The sequence below is a fragment of the Moritella sp. 24 genome, from assembly GCF_018219155.1.
Taxonomy (GTDB): Bacteria; Pseudomonadota; Gammaproteobacteria; order Enterobacterales; family Moritellaceae; genus Moritella.
Genome location: NZ_CP056123.1, coordinates 1,887,452 through 1,906,115, shown reverse-complemented (window position 1 = coordinate 1,906,115; position 18,664 = coordinate 1,887,452). Strand labels below are relative to the sequence as shown.

The following is an 18,664-nucleotide window of genomic DNA, read 5'->3' as shown; positions in this document are numbered from 1 at the left end:
ACTTAAATCCAATACGAGCGTAATTGAGATAAATAATAGACCTGTTATTTATCTCAATTTAATCGGTTTACTCTTCCGCGTCGTATACTATATTTCCCTGTAACACTGTCATCATAATTTCTGTTTTCGCGATCGCTTTAGGTGACAAACGCGTTATGTCTTTATTCAAAATAGCGAAGTCAGCCGATTTACCCACAGTAATAGATCCCGTAATATCACCAATACCCAAGCTGTCTGCGGCATTTATTGTATACGCATCAATCGCGGCATAGATATCAGGTAACCCTGTTTCTCCCATCTTTAAGCTATTCGCAATACCGACTAATGGGTTGATATCATGTACATTCCAATCACTGCTTAAGGTAACATTCGCGCCTGTCTCAAAGATAGGTTTTAGGTTCATCATTGAATGTGTGCGTTCTTTGCCTAAAAAGGCTTCTGCCCACTGGTGATCATGTTCCGCTACATAGTCAGAACCGACTTGGAAGTCAGCAGTAACATCCAGTGTTTCAAAACGAATAACATCTTCAGGGTTAACCAATTCAACATGCGTCAAGGTATAGGGTTTATCAGAGCCTTGCTCACGGGCATATTCAATCGCATTCAATGACTCTCGAACCGCACCATCACCAATGGCATGAATATGAGCGCTATAACCAAGCTTATCTAATGCAGCTAACCAGCCTTGCATCTGCTTTGGCTGAATATAATTAATGCCGAACGGTTCATCTGGAATGTATGTATCGTCATAAGGCGCTAATGTTTTGGCTGTTCCATTGATGAAAATACCATCGCTATACATTTTCACTTGATCCACCAGCAACAAGCGCGACTTATCACTTGATTGAATGGTCTTTAAAAATGCCAATTGTGGTGACATCGCATCTGCAGGGTAGATCCACGGGCGTAGAGAAACACGCGCGGTCAAATCACCGTCTTTTTCAGCCGCTTTCCATACATCGTACCAGCCCCGTTTCCAATAAAGTCGTCCGTCACCGATAGTGGTAATACCATGTGCAGCCGCTTCTTCAAGCCCATTCATTAAGCCGTCATAGCTTTGGTTAAATTGATTTTCAATACTGTTCCATGCCATTTCCATCATAATGTCACCTGCGTTATCAAACAGGATGCCATTAAGTTCACCGGTTTCTTCGTTTTTGAGTATTTTGCCACCTTGAGGTTCCATCGAGTATTGAGTGATACCAGCCAATTTCAGCGCTGCAGAATTAACCCACATCGAATGTGATGTCTGTTCCATCAATACGACAGGCTGCGTCGGGAATATACGATCAATCACTTCTAGTGGTGTATAACGATTATCATCAGCGAGCACCGCATCGAGCGAAAACCCATACCCCATTAACCAACCACCAGACTTAGCATTTTTACTACACGCTTTTAAATAAGGGATTTGTTCTTCAAGAGACGCATCCATACCAAGTTCGCAATTACCGCCTACTTCTGAAGCCGCTTCAAACACATGATTATGGTTATCAATAAACCCAGGCATGACGTACGCTTGCTCAAGGTCGACAATTTTAGTGCCTTTAGCGCGATACGCGGTACTCGCTTTGGATTTACCGATAAATACAATAGCTCCGTCACGGATTGCAATGGTATTCGCTTTATCATGACCGTGTATATTGGCATTGGTTAGGATCATGTCGGCTTCATTTGTAGCTAAAGCCGTAGGGCTTATTATTAAACTCGCGATTATTGCTAGCGGAGTGACTCTATTCATCGTTGATTCCTTTTATGCCCTACAATCATCATAATTATAGGAGTATGTGGTGATGAGGAGAGTCTACGTCAGTAAATAAATAGAATAAAAGTAGTGAGTATCAGGATTTTTGAATGGTGAGGAATCGCTAATAACTACTCACCAACTAACGAGGCTACCCGCTCTTGCAAATGTGGGATCACATCGTCTTCAAACCACGGGTTCTTCTTCAGCCAAATATTATTACGTGGACTTGGATGTGGTAAAGGTAATAGTTCAGGCCAATAGTCGCGCCAGTTCTTCACTGTTTCAGTCAAGTTTTTCTGTTTTACATCACTCATGTGCCATTTCTGCGCATAAATACCAATAACCAGTATCAGCTCAATATTAGGCATGGCTGCGAGTATCTCCGTTCGCCATGTTCGAGCGCATTCAGGTCTTGGTGGCAGGTCGCCCGACTTCCCCGTTCCCGGATAACAAAATCCCATCGGTAATATTGCTATCTTACTGGCATCATAAAACGTGTCGTTATCAATGCCCATCCATTGGCGTAAGCGGTTACCACTTGGGTCAGTGAAAGGAATACCGGACTCATGTACACGAATACCAGGCGCTTGCCCTGCTATTAATATTTTAGCTTCCGTATCAACTTGTAATACAGGTCTAGCCCCCATAGGAAGTTCACTTTCACAGAGGGTACATTTTCGTACATCGGAAACGATTATGTCTAGCATACGATTTGTCATACTGTCATTTTCTCAAGCATTTTATATAGCTTAGTCATCATTGATTATGTAATAAATTCTACACTATCAAGCAAGTGCTGCTTCAAATAAATAGTTAACTCATCAACCTTCGCGGCTGGAAAGATAAACTCAGGTACAACACCAGATGAGAAATGATGAAGGGGTAATGAAAAATATCCCTCATTTTTAACAGTATCAAGCGCCACTTTTCGAATCGAAGAAACAGGCAATACAGTGGTTCCAATCGTCATATTTATACTATCGAATAAAATGTATGAAACCGGGTCCTGAATATACTGAGGATTATTTTTACGGTTAAACGCAATACAGAAAATCATACTCGAAATTAAAAGAGCAAAATGCACGTTAAAGTCGAAATCGAATACAGCAATAACAGAACAGTAACCCAGTATCGCGACTAGCCATAGCTTTACTGGGTGCATAGTATTAATAGAATTAAACAAAAGACGACCTTATTATATATTTACAATATTCACTGACTTGGATTAAAAACATGAGTATGGCTATACCATTGGGACCAAATACCAATATCGAACCCATAGATAAGCGTTACTTGAATTAAATCTTTATTGATCGACTCTGGATAAGCACTCACCATCTTTTGTACAATTTTTTTAGCCAGTTCATTATCATCAACTGAATTTTCATAAAGCACAATTTTAGCTTTGAGGTACGTGGTCTTCGTCGTCTCATAAGAAGTCGAATAAACTGATTTTGTGCTCTCTGTAACACCTGCATCTTTAACAAATGGGATAGTGCTTAGTGAATTCTGGATCGAGTACAATTTCTTAAAGGGTTCTGATTGCGTTAGATCTGATAAAAATACAGGCATAAAAGCAGTCATTATCAATAGTCCTGATACAATTATTAAGTGCGGCTTCCACACGGTACTCGTATTTTCTTGCGCTGCGTCAGTGTTAACCACATAGGTACCAACGACAAGATCATGAAGAGACTGCCGTGTCACACGGTTAAAAATATACAGGTAATTTATCGTTATAAAACCACCAAAAACAATAATAGATAAAGGGTATATGAGATAGGAGAACAGAATTTCGTTATTAATAGCTTCGTTATCAAGATTAACGCCATTTAAAAAAAAGGGCATTGCAAGCACACAATAACGAAGCAATGATCTTGGTAAGCTAATCGTATTATTCGTAGAATCGACAACTTTTATATCGAAATACATCTTTCCCAACGACTGCCCATTACAAATACGGCTGTTCATCACACCGAAATAAGCAATAGCAATAATAAAGCCGATTAACTTACCCCAAGAGCCAATTTGAACAAGCGAGTTTTCAAATAATAACCCTAAAGCAAAGCCAACCGCTCCAAGTACAAATCCATCTATAACAAGCGCGCCTATTCGCGTCCAAAATCCACAAATCCATTTGCGTTCATCTTTATCCAAAATTTAATCCTTGATTACTAAGTATAAAATATATAGTTGATTCTATTGATTTTTTAATTTAATAGACAGGAACGTAAGAAAGGAAATTGAAAAGTGTGATCAAGCAACTAATTCACCGCCATTGTTTGCCTGAGGAAAGCCAATATCCACAGGGTGACGAGCTTATCATCAGCTTCCTTACTGAGTGACGTCATCGCAGTGTTGATCGTATCCGCAGGAATTTTATCACGCCGTAATGCCATGATTGCCGAAGAAAACTGGGTACTAAATTCAGGGTGCCCCTGCATACCGAGAAAATGAGAATCAACTTGGAACATACTGTAAGGGCAGAATTCATTACTCACCAACACTTGCGACCCAAGGGGAAGCTTACAGACTTGATCTTGATGACAAACCACAAGCGCAATATGATCTTGTTTTGGCTGCATCCAATCCTGTTCTAGCAGACAACGAGACTGAGCCACACCTACTCCCCAGCCACGTGGGCTTCTTTCGACTTCACCTCCGAGTGCTTTAGCAATTAACTGATGACCAAAACAAATACCGACCAAGCCTTTACCCTCGGTATAAAGTGTACGGATAAACACTTCCAATTGACGTATCCAAGGTTGCTCATCATTTACCCCCAATTTACTGCCACTGCAAATATAAGCATCACATTCTTCAATATGTTGTGGAAACTGGCCATCAATAACAGGGTAAAAACGAATATTGACTGCTTCATCCGTAAGTTGAAATAGCGCCTCAAACATCGCAGGATAATCACCAAACTCCGGCTGTAATATGGCTTGTACATGGTCGCATTGTAGAATGCCTAATGTCATCACCTTACCTCCATGCTGGGTGTTTTGTGAGGTTATTACGCCCATTTACAAATCTCCATGCACTGCAGATAAGCAAATCTCTGCATATTGCTTCGCATCAAGTGCAATAGGATTACCTGCTGCCGATGGATCTTGTTCAGCCATGACTCCGATGTCATCAACGCGCTCAGCATCAATGCCAATCGCACTTAAAGCATGTGGAATATCGAGCTCTTTACGTAACGTTAATACCCAGTTTAAGAAACTATCAAAACCAGGTTCTTCCAACTCGAGGTAACGACTTAAACGGGTTAACTTTACCTCAATAACACTACGATTCGCCTTTAATACATAAGGCATTAAGATTGCGTTTAATAAACCATGATGGCTATCGTAAATAGCGCCAATAGGATGAGCAAGTGCATGCATACCACCAAGTCCACGCTGGAAAGCCGTTGAGCCCATTGTCGACGCTGTCATCATTTGAGCTCTGGCTTCAAGATCGCCCCCATCTTCCACTGCCCGCGGTAGGTATTCTTTAATTAAGCGAATCGCTTCCAGTGCAATACCTTCTGCCATTGGGTGATAATAATTCGCGCAGTACGCTTCTAAGGCGTGGGATAAGGCATCCATACCCGTTGCTGCGGTTAACTTAGCGGGTAAACCAGTACTCAATTGCGGGTCTAAAATAACAATCGTAGGTAGCATGTTTGGGTGAAAGATAATGCGTTTAATGTGATGGTCAGAATCCGTGATCACCGAGGCGCGCCCGACTTCAGACCCCGTACCAGATGTGGTAGGAACCGCGACAACGGGGGCCATACCATCGGTACATACATTTTTCCAGTTATCTCCCACATCTTCAAAATCCCAGACAGGGCGGCCCTGTCCCACCATCAAGGCAACAGCTTTACCAGCATCAAGTGCAGAACCACCACCCAATGCGATAACACCATCATGGCCGCCACGTAAGTATGCTTGTACCCCATCACTGACATTTCCACCTGTTGGATTACTTTTTATTTGTGAAAAAAGACCACACCTTAAACCAGCTTGCTGACAGCTGATTAATACCGCTTGCACCATGGGTAGTTCAGCCAACGCAGGGTCTGTAATTAACAATGGCGCAGTCATGCCTAATTCTTGGCAACAGGCAGGTAAATCTTGAACCCGCCCGATACCTGCACGAATAGCAGTTGGATAATGCCAATTAACAGTAAATTGATTAAGTTCCATGACTTCCCCCAATTAACGAAAACTAAAGCTTAATATGGAATGATTTTGGACGTGTGAGCGACTCATAACCTAGCGCAGATAAGGTACAGCCTCGTCCTGAATTCTTAACCCCTGTCCACGCTAACGCAGGATCGAGGTAGTCACAGCGATTAACAAAAAAAGTACCTGTTTCTAAGCGCTCACCAATCTCGATAGCCGTTTCAATATTTTGCGTAAATACCGACGCGGTAAGACCAAATTCAGAATCATTCATTAACGATACGGCCTCTTCATCGCTCTCTACTTTCATAATACCGACCACAGGGCCAAAGCTTTCTTCTGTCATGATGCGCATTTGGTGATTCACATTGGTTAATAATTGTGGCGCGAGATATGGTGTACCAATTTCATCCTGCGGAAAGTTATCCACATCGATATGCGGAACAGCACCTTGAGCAATGGCCTCATTAACTTGCGCACGAACAAAATCAGCAGCAGACGTTTTCACAACAGGGCCTAATGTAGTGTGTTCATCATCAGGCCGCCCCAGTTGATAGCCATTAACGATATTGACAGACTTACGTACAAATTCGTCGAACACGCAGCTATCTACGTAGATACGTTCAATACCACAACACGATTGTCCCGAATTGAAAAACGCACCATCAATGCACGTTGCTACCGCATGGTCGAGATCAGCATCAGCACGAACATAAGCAGGATCTTTACCGCCCAGCTCTAAACCAACGCCAATGAAACGCCCACAGGCTGCAGCTTCAACCATTGAACCTCCCGCCACAGAACCCGTGAATGCCACGTAATCAATGCGGCTATCTTTAATCACAGCCTCAGTATCTGCATGGCTAAGATGCAAATATTGGAATACGTCATCTGGTAATCCCGCTTTTTGAAAGGCATTAAACAATTGCTCTGCACACAAGGGGGTCTGTGCAGAATGCTTTAATACAACACAATTCCCCGCCATAATGGCTGGCATAATCGCATTAATTGCAGTGAGGTAAGGATAATTCCACGGGGCAACAACAAAGACAGTACCTAATGCTTCACGTTGAATATAACGCACAAAGCCTATTTTTTCTGGTAATTCAATATTAGCTAAAGCATCGCTTGCAGTGTCAATCATGTAACGCGCACGTTCTGCTAATCCAGCGACTTCACCACGTGCGTATTGAATTGGACGTCCCATCATCCAGCATAATTCGTTAGCAATCTCGTCTTCATTTTCAACAAATATATCGACCATTTTATGGCAAATTTCAGCGCGTTCTTTAAGCTCTACATGATGCCAGTGAGTTTGAGCGACGACAGCATGTTCCAATGTCTTGTTAATGCTTTCAGCACTCGCGAGATGACGCTCAACATAAAGACTATTATCAATGGGTGAATAGGTTCGTTGTATGTGATTTTTGCACGTCATAGTCACGCTGCTCCTTAGATGATCTCAAAATAACGTTCGAGTTCCCAATCTGTCACATGCTTTCTAAATTCACACTCTTCCCACTCTCTGGTCGCAGCATAATGTTGCACAAACTCTTGACCGAACAATTCCTTAGCGACCTCAGAACGCTTTAACTTACGTGCAGCATCAAACAGTGTACGTGGCAGCGATAGTGCTTCTGAATGGTCTTGTTCATACGCATTGCCTTTCACTTGCGCGTGAGGTTCTAGTTTTTGCTCTATACCCATGAGCCCCGAGGCTAATGCCGCAGCAAGGGCAAGGTAAGGATTCGCATCTGCAGAGCCTAAACGGTATTCAATACGCTGAGACTTTGCTGAGCCCGGAATAACCCGTAATGCAGTCGTTCGGTTTTCAACGCCCCAAGTCGCGTCAAGCGGTGCCCATAATCCTGGTACCATACGGCTATAACTGTTTACGGTTGGCGCTATCATCGATAAAAACTCTGGCATGTACTTTTGTTGACCAGCAAGGAAGTGGCGTTGAGTATCACTCATGTTGTGCTTATTGTTAGGATCGTGAAACACCGCGTTACCCTCTTTGTCTTTTAGAGAGATATGAATGTGCCCACTTTGCCCCGGTAAATCGGCAGACCATTTCGCCATGAAAGTCGCCATCAACCCATTGCGCTGCGCCCACACTTTAATAAACGTTTTGAATAAAGCGGCTTTATCGGCTGCATCTTGCGCACCATCATAAGCAATCGCGGCTTCTAATACACCAGGGCCGGTTTCGGTATGTAAACTTTCTAACGGGAAATCCATCTCCTCCCCTAGGGACATAATTTGATGATGTAAATCGGCATGAACAGAATTGCGGAGCATGGAATAACCAAAAAAATCAGGCGAGAGTGGCGTGAGGTGCTTATAACCCTTCTCTCTCACTGATTCAGGTGTTTCTTTAAACATAAAGAATTCATATTCGAACGCGGCAGTGGCTGCAAAGCCCATTCGTTCAGCACGCGCGAGTACGCGGCGCAAGGTTCCTCTAGGGCAGATAGCTTCGGCATGCTGACTAAACTCAGCCATAAATAACAACATGTCGCCCTCGGCAGGTAACGCACGACAAGTCTCAGGTAAAATACGAACAGGGGCATCAGGATAACCGGTGTGCCAGCCTGTATATTCAACATTATCGTAAAGCTGATCTTTTGAATCCCAGCCTAAAACCACATCACAGAAAGAAAAGCCACTATCGAGAGAAGAGAAGAATTTCTCTTTATTCATATACTTGCCACGCATGATACCGTCAGCATCAAACAAACCGACTTTAACATGCGTTAAACCACGTTGTTCGACAATTTTTTTAGCATCGGCAACCGTCTTTATTTCCCTTGGGTTAAGCATAATACATCCTTATATGACAGAGCCAATATCGGCCATGCTTCAAATAGCGTACGCTTCTGTGCCCTTTGTAAAGTAACAGAATAGGTAACAGCATCTTTCTAGTATAGGGAGTATTTTGAATCTCGTAATGATTGTCGTCTCACCCTGCGGGTTAAGGTAAACGGAATGGCAGTTTTCTGTAAGATAATGTTCAGCGTCTTAGCTAAAGGATCAACACATTGAAAAAAAAGCAAAAAAAATGGCGAACCAATGAAGGTTCGCCATTTTTTAGAATTTAGTCAGCTCAGTATAAGAGCTAAACATGATAGCAAATTAAAGTGCTACGATGTTTTCTGCGTTAGGACCTTTAGGACCTTGACCAACAGTGAATTCTACTTTTTGGCCTTCAGCTAAAGTTTTGAAACCTTCGCTTGAGATTGCGCTGAAATGTGCAAATACATCTGGGCCATTTTCTTGCTCGATGAAACCAAAACCTTTAGCTTCGTTAAACCATTTAACAGTACCTTGAACTTTAGACATAATATTATCCTGTAATCTTAATTTTAAATCGCCTTAATAGGCTTGAATAGCGTACAAAAAACTGGAACTTAAAAACTACAGAGCGAGGTATTATGAATAAAACAACGAAATGGAGAATGTAAACAAAAGGCTTTCTTGCTGAGACCGCACTTTATAGATTTTTAAATAAAAGTCAAAGTTATTTAAAAAATAAAAATGAATCAGTGTAAATAAAATTTGTATTGAGGGTATATCCAACCCTCTTCCCAATACCTGAAAGTAGTTAAACATCACGCGATAATAATATTAATATCATCAACTTACAGGTAGACAACGAGTTAAAATGTTTGTATACATGCAGCGTTTACACTGTCAATTTATCTTAATTTAGGCATCGGTTTAAAAATACGACACATTAGTGCACCTTTTAAACAAGTCATAAAAAGAAAGCACGTTTATGATTTAACATGCACCTTTACGTCCATCACTCCTTACATATTAGGCAACCCAACCGTTCGATATTTTAGTTATTAAAAATCAGCTATTTTTGTTCGCTGTCTTCGTATAGAATCTGCCATAGAATTTAACGAAAAATACCTTCTTATCTCTTTCTAAGATGACATAAAACAAATGAATGATAAAACAATAGCAACTCACAATGGTAAGTTCCATGCAGATGATGTTTTCAGTATCGCTGCACTTAAAAACATTTTCCCAACATTTAAGCTCGTGCGTACACGTGATTTAGAACTGATCGGCGAAGCTGATATTGTGATCGATGTAGGTGGTGAATATGATCCAGATACAGGTCGTTTTGACCATCATCAACGTGGTGGCGCAGGCCAACGCGAAAATGGTATTCCCTTCTCTTCATTTGGTTTAGTTTGGCAGAAATATGGCTTAGAAATATGCCAAGGCAACCAAGAAATCGCTGATGCTGTAGATGCAGGTTTAGTATCAACAATTGACGCGGTTGATTGTGGCCATGTTGAAGGTGTTGCCCAAGGTATTAGCCTTAGCCAAACGATTTCAATGTTCAACCCAACTTGGGAAGAAGACAGCGATTTAGATGCATGTTTTGATGAAGCGGTTGCGTTTGCATCACGTATTTTAACGCGATTCATTGCTTCTGCGGCCGGTGGTATTAACGCGAAAGACATTGTAGCAAAAGCAATTGATAACGCAGAAGACCCTAGAGTGATAGTGTTAGAACAATACACACCGTGGAAAACAACAGTACTAAACTTAGCACCAAATGCACTGTTTATGGTTTATCCGTCTCAGTCTGGTAAATGGATCATTCAAGCAGTACCTGTTGAACTTGGTTCATTCGAAGACAGAAAATCACTGCCAAAACCATGGGCTGGTTTATCTGATCAAGCATTTAAAGACGAGACTGGTCTTGATGATGTGATGTTCTGCCATAACGGTTTATTTATTGCAGGTGCAGAATCGTTTGAAAGCACGATGAAAATGGCTGAAATGGCTGTTAAAGCATAACTAGATTTAGGCGGGAAAATACCTTGGTTATCTTCCCGCTTCACTTTAAGTCACATCTTTAGTCGGTTATAAATCAGCTAAAGCGGCATCAATTTTTAATGCAACATCCTGCGTTACCCACTGACTCCACATCGCTTTATTATTCAATAAGAAATTCTCGGCGGCATAATCACCATCAGCTTGTTCTTCATCTATCCATGCCAATTGCTGATTCATTTGAGCATTTGTAAATGAACGTTTACCAAGGTACTGCATCACCTCAGGTTCTCTTTTAGAGAAACTCGATGTCACAATACTCTGTACTGGTGCGGCTGGATAATCCGTCACTTTCGGATCTTCACACTCTTCTATAATGGTACAGTTTTCAAATTCATCACGGTTAAACCCAGTCCCGAAATCAACACGCACCATGTCATATTTATCCATGATCGCAGTTGGCGACCAATAATAGCCAAACCAAGCTTCTTTGTTTTCGTACGCTTTAACCATTGATCCTGACAATCCAGCACCAGAGCCTGGATCAACTAAATCAAAGCCATAATCAGCTAAATCCATCGCTTTATATAAATTGGTTGTTGATATCTGACATGTCCAGCCAGCAGGGCAAGCCATAAAAGCAGAACGGCTTGGATCTTCAGGATGCTTGAATAACTTAGCATTAGCCTTGATACCCGCTAACGTAGCTAACGATGGATCTTTTTCAACCATATACGCAGGTACCCAAAAACCTGATACCGCACCGTCAGACAGTAAATCGCCTGCAACAACAATACGCCCTTCTTCACCGCCTTTTTCCAGCGTTGCTCTTATTTGATTAGTCCAAAATTCAGGTGCAATATCGGGCGTGTTTTTTTCAATCATCGATGTAGCTGTTATCGTCGAATTACCCGGAACAATCTCAACATCGCAGCCATAACCATTCGCTAAAATGAAAGCATCGATATTAGCCACTAAAGTCGCACTGCCCAAATTCATATCCGCGATGGTGACTGAACCACATTCCGCTGCAAATGAATTAAAAGATGCCATGCTGAGTAGCAATACTAAAGGCGATTTTTTAAACATACTAAAACCTCAGGTTAAACAAATACATTGATTGGATAGATTAATTTCCATTGTACTTATTATTTTACACAAAATGCTCACATTCACTAAAAAATGTTAACTAATCAGTTAAATTTATCCGGTTATCTATGATTAATAATATTATTGGCGATCATCAAAACATACACAATACTTAAACAAAGTTAAAACATAAAGGTGACAAGCGTGAAACGTGAATCAATGAATTTTGATGTCGTTATTGTAGGGGCTGGGCCTGCGGGTCTCTCCGCCGCTTGTCGACTACGCCAACTTGCGCTTGAATCAAATACAGAAATCAGTGTTTGTGTATTAGAAAAAGCCGCTGATATTGGCGGTCATACTCTAGCAGGTACGATATTCGAGCCTCGCGCATTAGACGAACTATTTCCTGATTGGGCTAACTTAAATGCGCCTGTCACCAATGCCGTACAACGTGATGAAACTTGGTTATTAAAAAGCGCCACGACAGCACGTAGAATACCCAGCATGTTAATTCCAGCCAGTTTACACAACAAACATAATTTTATAATCAGTCTCGGTGAATTATGTACTTGGTTAGCAGAGCAAGCACAAGATCTGGGCGCTGAAATATTCACAGGATTTGCTGCTAACGAACTATCTTTTAACGAAGACGGCAGCGTAAAAGGGGTTATCACCGGCGATATGGGGCGTGATAAACAAGGGAAAGAAAAAGACAACTTCCAATCCGGCATGGAACTGAATGCAAAGTACACTCTGATTACAGAAGGTTCTCGTGGGCATTTAGGTAAAGAGCTCATTGAGAAGTATCAATTAGATAGCGATGTTGACCCACAACATTACGGCTTAGGTATTAAAGAGTTATGGGAAATAGATCCTGCGCTTCATCAGTCTGGCTTAGTGATGCACAGTATCGGTTGGCCCCTAGCCGAACACGGCGCAACAGGTGGCGCATTCATGTATCACCTCGGTGACAATCAGGCTTATGTGGGCCTTATTACCGATCTAAATTATCAAAACCCTTACCTTAGCCCTTTCGAAGAGTTTCAACGATTAAAATTACATCCCGCAGTAAGTCGCTTCCTAAAAGGAGGAAAACGCCTTGCTTACGGAGCAAGAACCGTGACCAAAGGCGGCTATAATTCGTTACCTAAAATGGTATTTCCAGGTGGATTATTACTGGGTTGTGATGCCGGTACGCTTAATGTGGCAAAATTAAAAGGCACACACACCGCCATGAAAACAGGGATGATAGGTGCTGAAGCCGTGTTCTCGGCAATGTCGTTAAATAACTATAAATCGACTTTAAATCCAGAGCAAAAAATAAAAGCAGACATAGATACAAACAAAGCAGAAAGTCTTGAGCATTTCACCTTGTTATATGAAGCGTCATGGGTATATCAGGAACTCTACCAATCTCGTAATTTCGCGCCCATCACACATCGTTGCAATGCGATGTTAGGTGTCACTTGGTTCGAACAAAACATATTGCATAAAAGCCTTCCCTTTACATTACACGATTGCAAACCCGATCACTGCCAATTACAAAAAATAACGTCATCAACTCAAATAGCTTATCCAACACCAGATAACACCCTAACGTTTGATAGATTAAGCTCTGTCTTTTTGGCCAACATACAACATGATGCAGACCAACCTTGTCATCTTAAATTGGCAGATCCAGCTATTCCGATGTGCACAAACCTCCCCCGTTTTGCAGAACCTGCTCAGCGTTATTGCCCTGCTGCGGTTTATGAAATACAGACAATTGACGAGCAAATCAAATTCCAGATAAATCCCGAAAATTGCATTCACTGTAAGGCCTGTGATATTAAAGACCCCTCACAGAATATTACATGGACACCGCCAGAAGGTGGTTCCGGCCCTAATTACTCAGGCATGTAATATACGATTCAAGATAAAACGGCAAAAAAAAGCGCGACTAATCAATGATTAGTCGCGCTTTAATTTAAGTGGATTAATGAACGTAGTGAGTTACGTTATTAGCCCACTTTATCTAGCTTTACCGGGTTTAGCTTTACTACTTTTGCATTAATGTAGTCAGCAACTTCCGCTTGTTGTTCTTTCGTTAAATACAGGCCAAGCTTAGTTCGGCGCCATAATACGTCTTCTGCTTTCTTCGCAAATTCAGTTTCAATCAAGTAATCAATTTCGCGGCTGTAAACGCCTTGACCAAAGTGAATACCGAAATCTGCTTCAGAAGTACAACCCGCAAATAAATCCCAAGAATCTGTACCAAACTGATTAACATAACGCTTAGCTGTTTCAGGGTTTAACCATAAATGCTTTGAACAGATATTTTCAACTAACTGCGTTCGTGGATAGTTAAAATCACCACCAGGTAGTGCTGTATCAGCAGTCCATGAACCACCTAGCTTGTCAAAATACGGTGAAATCAGATTCATCGCAGACTCAGCCAGTTTACGGTAAGTCGTTAACTTGCCACCAAAGATTGATAGCAATGGCGCTTGATCGCCTTCTTGCTCAATTTCTAATGTGTAATCACGTGTAATTGCTTGTGGTGATGAAGATTCGTCATCACACAGTGGACGTACGCCACTATAAGTCCAAACAACATCACTTGGTGCCAGTTGTTTAACAAAATGTTCGTTTACAACTTCAATCAGGTAATCAACCTCATCATCAGAGATTGCTACTTTACGTGGGTCACCCACATACTCAACATCTGTTGTACCTATGATTGAGAAGTCTTCCATGTAAGGAATAACAAACACAATGCGGTTATCTTTGTTTTGTAAAATGTAAGCTTGTTCTTCGTCGTGAATACGTGGCACAACAATGTGTGAACCTTTCACCAAACGAATATTACGTGGCGACTTTTCTTCCATGCTGTCATCGAAGAATTGCTTAACCCAAGGGCCAGCTGCATTTACTAGTGCACGCGCAGTACGTTGGAAACAAACATTTGTTTGTTCGTTTCTAATCGTTACTTCCCACAAACCGTCTTTACGTACCGCTTTTTCTACACGGCAATAGTTTTCAACTTCAGCGCCGTTACGTTGTGCTGCCATTGCGTTTAGGATAACTAAACGTGCATCATCAACCCAACAGTCAGAATATTCAAAACCTTTAGTAATCTCTTTTTTCAGTAAACCTGACTTTGCTAAGTTTACTTGTTTACTGCTTGGTAACGTCGTGCGTTTACCCAAGTTATCATATAAGAACAGACCAGCGCGAATAAGTACCGCAGGACGTAAGAAAGGACGATGTGGTAAACGAAAACGCATTGGTTTCACAATGTGTGGTGCTTTCTTTAATAAGACTTCACGTTCAGCAAGTGCTTCAGATACCAAACGGAATTCGTAATGCTCAAGATAACGTAAACCACCGTGAACAAGTTTAGAACTTGCTGATGACGTTGCTGAAGCAAAATCAGCGGCTTCATATAAGCCAACCGTTAAACCACGACCCGCTGCATCTGCAGCAATACCAGCACCATTAATACCACCACCAACAACGATGAGGTCTAACACTTCATTGGTCATTACTTTCTGATTTCCATTATTCATACTTAACTCACTTTAATACATTCTTGTCTGAGCGAACGACCGCTATCGAACATCTGCAACTAATATAAAACATTTTTTGATTTAAATCATCATTTACTTTCGAATTCGCGCATTTATTTTTATATTACGAACATTTGAATGGCATAGTAACGAACAAACCGTGCTCGAATAACTATTGAGCAGTAACTCGAATGGCTATTAAGCAGTAAATAGATGTCAATCTGATGACAAAAATACACAAACAAGTAATAGCACACATAAAAATGGCACAAAAAAAGAGTGCCACTAATAAAGATTAATGACACTCTTTCAATTTCGATAAGCTGATCGCCAGTAGGCAATCAAACTAACATACGATTATAGTAAATCGTCTTCTTCGTCATGGCCTTCAGACCACGATTGCGCCGCTTTAACTGCACGCTTCCAACCACGGTAACGACGTTGACGCTTAATGTCATCATCATGCGGTTCGAATGATTTTTCGATAACTGCTTTATCAGACAGCTCATCTAGACCATCCCAGAAACCAACAGCTAGACCAGCAAGATATGCCGCACCGAGTGCCGTTACTTCTGTTACAGCTGGACGTAATACCGTTGTATCTAGTACGTCAGATTGGAATTGCATTAAGAAATTATTTGCAACTGCGCCGCCATCAACACGTAGTTCAGCTAATTTAATACCTGAATCCGCTTGCATCGCATCAAGTACGTCACGCGTTTGATAAGCAATACTTTCTAATGTTGCACGGATAATGTGGTTTGCACCAACACCACGTGTTAGACCAACAATCGTACCACGTGCATAAGCATCCCAGTATGGTGCGCCTAAACCAGTGAATGCAGGTACAACATAAACACCGTTTGATGTATCTACTTTTGTTGCAAAGTATTCTGAATCTCTCGCATCTGCAAGTAACTTCATTTCATCACGTAGCCATTGGATAGAAGCACCACCCATGAATACCGCGCCTTCTAGTGCATATGCAACTTCACCACGTGGGCCACATGCTAACGTCGTTAATAGACCATTCTTAGATGTTACTTTTTCTGTACCTGTGTTCATTAATAAGAAACAACCAGTACCGTAAGTGTTTTTCGCTTGACCTTGTTCTACACACATTTGACCATAAAGTGCAGCTTGCTGATCGCCTGCAATACCCGCTAGTGGGATACGCGTACCACCTTTACCACCAATGTTCATTTGGCCATAAACTTCCGAAGATGATTTAACTTCAGCCATCATTGATAGTGGAATATCAAGAATTTTAAGTAGTTTTTCATCCCACTGTAGCGTGTTGATGTTAAACAACATCGTACGTGATGCGTTGGTATGATCTGTTACATGCACTTTACCTTGTGTCATTTTCCAAACTAACCAAGTATCAACAGTACCAAACAATAGTTTGCCTGCTTCAGCGTCTTCACGTGCACCCTCTACGTTATCAAGGATCCATTTAATTTTTGTACCAGAGAAGTACGGGTCAACAACCAGACCGGTGTTTTCACGAACATACTCTTCAAAGTTTTCGTTTTGTGCTTTTAGTTTATCGCAAATATCTGCTGTACGACGACATTGCCATACGATTGCGTTATAAACTGGTTTGCCTGTTTCTTTATTCCAAACAATCGTCGTTTCACGTTGATTCGTAATACCGATACCAGCGATTTCATCACTTGTGATACCTGTTTTAGCTAACGTTTCTACTAATACTGAACTCTGAGTTGCATAAATTTCAAGTGGATCATGCTCAACCCAACCGGCTTGCGGATAGATTTGAGTAAATTCACGTTGAGAAACGCTGACAATATTTGCATCGTGGTCAAGAATAACGGCACGAGAACTAGTAGTTCCTTGGTCTAGCGCAATAATGTATTTTTTCTCAGTCATTATGAAGTCCTTTATATTTCATTTGGTAGAGTACTTTATGTTTAAAGTAATAGGTCTTATTTTACTATTTATTTAACTTTATCTTTAATTATATACCTAAGCGAATACCTTTTGTAATAGTTTGAATTCGCTTAGGTTTACTTACCGTTGCCGCTTATACTTTAGCAACTTCACCTTTAACAGATGTTTCATCACACTGGTTTGGAATAGTGCAACCATGACCTGTTGTTGGTAGATATTGTGCAATCGCTTTTGGATATAACCAACCACCGAAACATGCACCAGCAATTGGGCCTAAGATTGGTACGATGAAGTAAGGAATATCTTTAGCGCCTGTTAATGCAAATTCCCAACCCGCGAAGTAAGCGAATAGTTTAGGACCAAAGTCACGTGCAGGGTTCATTGCGAAACCAGTTAGTGGACCTAAAGAGCCACCGATAACAGCAATCAGCACACCGATAAGGATTGGGTTCATTGCACCGCGGCGGTCACCGTTGTTCTCATCACCTAATGCTAAGATAACGAACATTAATACCGCTGTAATTACAAATTCAACTGCAAATGCACCAATAAATGTCAATGATGGGTGTGGGTAAGTTGAGAAGATACCAGCAGTAGACAATGCTGCTTCACTATTACGTAAGAAACCGTTCGCGATTTCGTAATCAGTAAATAAGTTGCTGTATAAGCCATATACTAAAGCCGCAGAACAAAATGCGCCAGATAGTTGAGCAAAGATATAAGGTAATACTTTGCTTTTATCAAAACCGTGGAAAGATGCCAGTGCAATGGTGACGGCAGGATTAATATGAGCACCTGATACGCCAGCGGTACAATAGATCGCGATTGCTACACCCATACCCCATACAATACTAATTTCCCACTGACCGAAGCTAGCGCCTGTTAATACCAGCGCAGCTACACAGCCAACACCAAAAAAGATTAACAAGCCAGTCCCGATAAATTCAGCGAGACATTCTCCCATCAGCGTATGCTGTTTATTGTTAGCCATTATTCATTCCTTTGTTATATTTTATTATGTAGGGTTCACACAATGTTCGTGTGAATTTAAATTTACACTTTTAATACATAATTAAAACAAACAAGGAATAAAAATGAGCGTTCGAGCACATAAATGTTACAAAATGCGACACAGTGAAGTGTAATCACATAAAAAATACGCAGTATCGAGCTGGTCTGACCATATTTTCTTATAGAATAATAGAATGTGAGCACATACCCGTAACAACATTAACACTTTGGAAGTAGCTTTAACATCTGAAATAAAGTCTTATATAATCAAATATGGATATAAACAGCGGGGACATGATTGAATGTATATAAACGAAAGTACTTAAGTGCATTTGAACAATTCGAACATTACCAGGTTCTCTGGTATCGACTTTTCAATATGTAGA

General features: G+C 41.2%; 15 protein-coding genes. 2 read left to right on the top strand and 13 right to left on the bottom strand.

From position 1 onward, the window contains the following. Positions 1–67: 67 nt before the first annotated feature. The 9 genes from HWV00_RS08610 to HWV00_RS08570 form a co-directional block, all read right to left on the bottom strand. Positions 68–1,741, bottom strand: a complete 1,674-nt coding sequence (locus HWV00_RS08610) for an amidohydrolase (RefSeq protein ID WP_211685680.1) — start codon at positions 1,739–1,741, stop codon at positions 68–70. Between the two features lie 134 nt (positions 1,742–1,875). After that, positions 1,876–2,466 carry a uracil-DNA glycosylase family protein gene (locus tag HWV00_RS08605; RefSeq protein ID WP_211685679.1) on the bottom strand — a complete coding sequence of 197 codons (591 nt, stop codon included), beginning with the start codon at positions 2,464–2,466 and terminating at the stop codon, positions 1,876–1,878. Positions 2,467–2,510: 44 nt separating this feature from the next. Continuing rightward, on the bottom strand, positions 2,511–2,930 hold the full coding sequence (locus HWV00_RS08600) for a hypothetical protein (RefSeq protein WP_211685678.1): 420 nt from the start codon (positions 2,928–2,930) through the stop codon (positions 2,511–2,513). A gap of 29 nt (positions 2,931–2,959) precedes the next feature. Further along, positions 2,960–3,904 carry an RDD family protein gene (locus HWV00_RS08595; protein ID WP_255554978.1) on the bottom strand — a complete coding sequence of 315 codons (945 nt, stop codon included), beginning with the start codon at positions 3,902–3,904 and terminating at the stop codon, positions 2,960–2,962. 107 nt (positions 3,905–4,011) lie between these two features. After that, entirely contained in the window at positions 4,012–4,773 is a 762-nt protein-coding gene (locus HWV00_RS08590; RefSeq protein WP_370630503.1) for a GMP synthase, read from the bottom strand. Continuing rightward, positions 4,774–5,943 carry an iron-containing alcohol dehydrogenase gene (locus tag HWV00_RS08585; RefSeq protein WP_211685677.1) on the bottom strand — a complete coding sequence of 390 codons (1,170 nt, stop codon included), beginning with the start codon at positions 5,941–5,943 and terminating at the stop codon, positions 4,774–4,776. A 22-nt stretch (positions 5,944–5,965) separates the two neighbouring features. After that, entirely contained in the window at positions 5,966–7,360 is a 1,395-nt protein-coding gene (locus tag HWV00_RS08580; protein ID WP_211685676.1) for an aldehyde dehydrogenase family protein, read from the bottom strand. Positions 7,361–7,374: 14 nt separating this feature from the next. Beyond that, positions 7,375–8,745, bottom strand: a complete 1,371-nt coding sequence (locus tag HWV00_RS08575) for a glutamine synthetase family protein (RefSeq protein ID WP_211685675.1) — start codon at positions 8,743–8,745, stop codon at positions 7,375–7,377. Positions 8,746–9,057: 312 nt separating this feature from the next. Further along, complete coding sequence (locus HWV00_RS08570; RefSeq protein ID WP_211685674.1) at positions 9,058–9,264, bottom strand: cold-shock protein; 207 nt, start codon at positions 9,262–9,264, stop codon at positions 9,058–9,060. Positions 9,265–9,873: 609 nt separating this feature from the next. On the opposite strand from HWV00_RS08570, the gene HWV00_RS08565 reads away from it, so the two are divergent. Then, positions 9,874–10,743 carry an MYG1 family protein gene (locus tag HWV00_RS08565; RefSeq protein ID WP_211685673.1) on the top strand — a complete coding sequence of 290 codons (870 nt, stop codon included), beginning with the start codon at positions 9,874–9,876 and terminating at the stop codon, positions 10,741–10,743. Positions 10,744–10,809: 66 nt separating this feature from the next. Here HWV00_RS08565 and HWV00_RS08560 read toward each other — a convergent pair whose 3' ends face one another. Beyond that, on the bottom strand, positions 10,810–11,808 hold the full coding sequence (locus tag HWV00_RS08560) for an ABC transporter substrate-binding protein (protein ID WP_211685672.1): 999 nt from the start codon (positions 11,806–11,808) through the stop codon (positions 10,810–10,812). A gap of 204 nt (positions 11,809–12,012) precedes the next feature. On the opposite strand from HWV00_RS08560, the gene HWV00_RS08555 reads away from it, so the two are divergent. Next, on the top strand, positions 12,013–13,710 hold the full coding sequence (locus tag HWV00_RS08555; protein WP_211685671.1) for an electron transfer flavoprotein-ubiquinone oxidoreductase: 1,698 nt from the start codon (positions 12,013–12,015) through the stop codon (positions 13,708–13,710). Positions 13,711–13,808: 98 nt separating this feature from the next. Here HWV00_RS08555 and glpD read toward each other — a convergent pair whose 3' ends face one another. The 3 genes from glpD to HWV00_RS08540 form a co-directional block, all read right to left on the bottom strand. Continuing rightward, entirely contained in the window at positions 13,809–15,356 is a 1,548-nt protein-coding gene (gene glpD / locus HWV00_RS08550) for a glycerol-3-phosphate dehydrogenase (RefSeq protein ID WP_211685670.1), read from the bottom strand. Positions 15,357–15,713: 357 nt separating this feature from the next. Then, positions 15,714–17,246, bottom strand: a complete 1,533-nt coding sequence (gene glpK / locus HWV00_RS08545) for a glycerol kinase GlpK (RefSeq protein WP_211685669.1) — start codon at positions 17,244–17,246, stop codon at positions 15,714–15,716. A gap of 154 nt (positions 17,247–17,400) precedes the next feature. Next, positions 17,401–18,258: an MIP/aquaporin family protein gene (locus tag HWV00_RS08540; RefSeq protein WP_211685668.1), complete on the bottom strand. Its 858-nt coding sequence runs from the start codon at positions 18,256–18,258 to the stop codon at positions 17,401–17,403. Between the last annotated feature and the right edge of the window lie 406 nt (positions 18,259–18,664).

Bases quoted from the DNA above. Each gene is read 5' to 3' on its own strand.
- HWV00_RS08590 (WP_370630503.1), bottom strand. From the start codon at position 4,773: ATGGGCGTAATAACCTCACAAAACACCCAGCATGGAGGTAAGGTGATG.
- HWV00_RS08570 (WP_211685674.1), bottom strand. From the start codon at position 9,264: ATGTCTAAAGTTCAAGGTACTGTTAAATGGTTTAACGAAGCTAAAGGT.
- HWV00_RS08585 (WP_211685677.1), bottom strand. From the start codon at position 5,943: ATGGAACTTAATCAATTTACTGTTAATTGGCATTATCCAACTGCTATT.
- HWV00_RS08575 (WP_211685675.1), bottom strand. From the start codon at position 8,745: ATGCTTAACCCAAGGGAAATAAAGACGGTTGCCGATGCTAAAAAAATT.
- HWV00_RS08580 (WP_211685676.1), bottom strand. From the start codon at position 7,360: ATGACGTGCAAAAATCACATACAACGAACCTATTCACCCATTGATAAT.
- HWV00_RS08610 (WP_211685680.1), bottom strand. From the start codon at position 1,741: ATGAATAGAGTCACTCCGCTAGCAATAATCGCGAGTTTAATAATAAGC.
- HWV00_RS08560 (WP_211685672.1), bottom strand. From the start codon at position 11,808: ATGTTTAAAAAATCGCCTTTAGTATTGCTACTCAGCATGGCATCTTTT.
- HWV00_RS08605 (WP_211685679.1), bottom strand. From the start codon at position 2,466: ATGACAAATCGTATGCTAGACATAATCGTTTCCGATGTACGAAAATGT.
- HWV00_RS08540 (WP_211685668.1), bottom strand. From the start codon at position 18,258: ATGGCTAACAATAAACAGCATACGCTGATGGGAGAATGTCTCGCTGAA.
- HWV00_RS08565 (WP_211685673.1), top strand. From the start codon at position 9,874: ATGAATGATAAAACAATAGCAACTCACAATGGTAAGTTCCATGCAGAT.
- glpK (WP_211685669.1), bottom strand. From the start codon at position 17,246: ATGACTGAGAAAAAATACATTATTGCGCTAGACCAAGGAACTACTAGT.
- glpD (WP_211685670.1), bottom strand. From the start codon at position 15,356: ATGAATAATGGAAATCAGAAAGTAATGACCAATGAAGTGTTAGACCTC.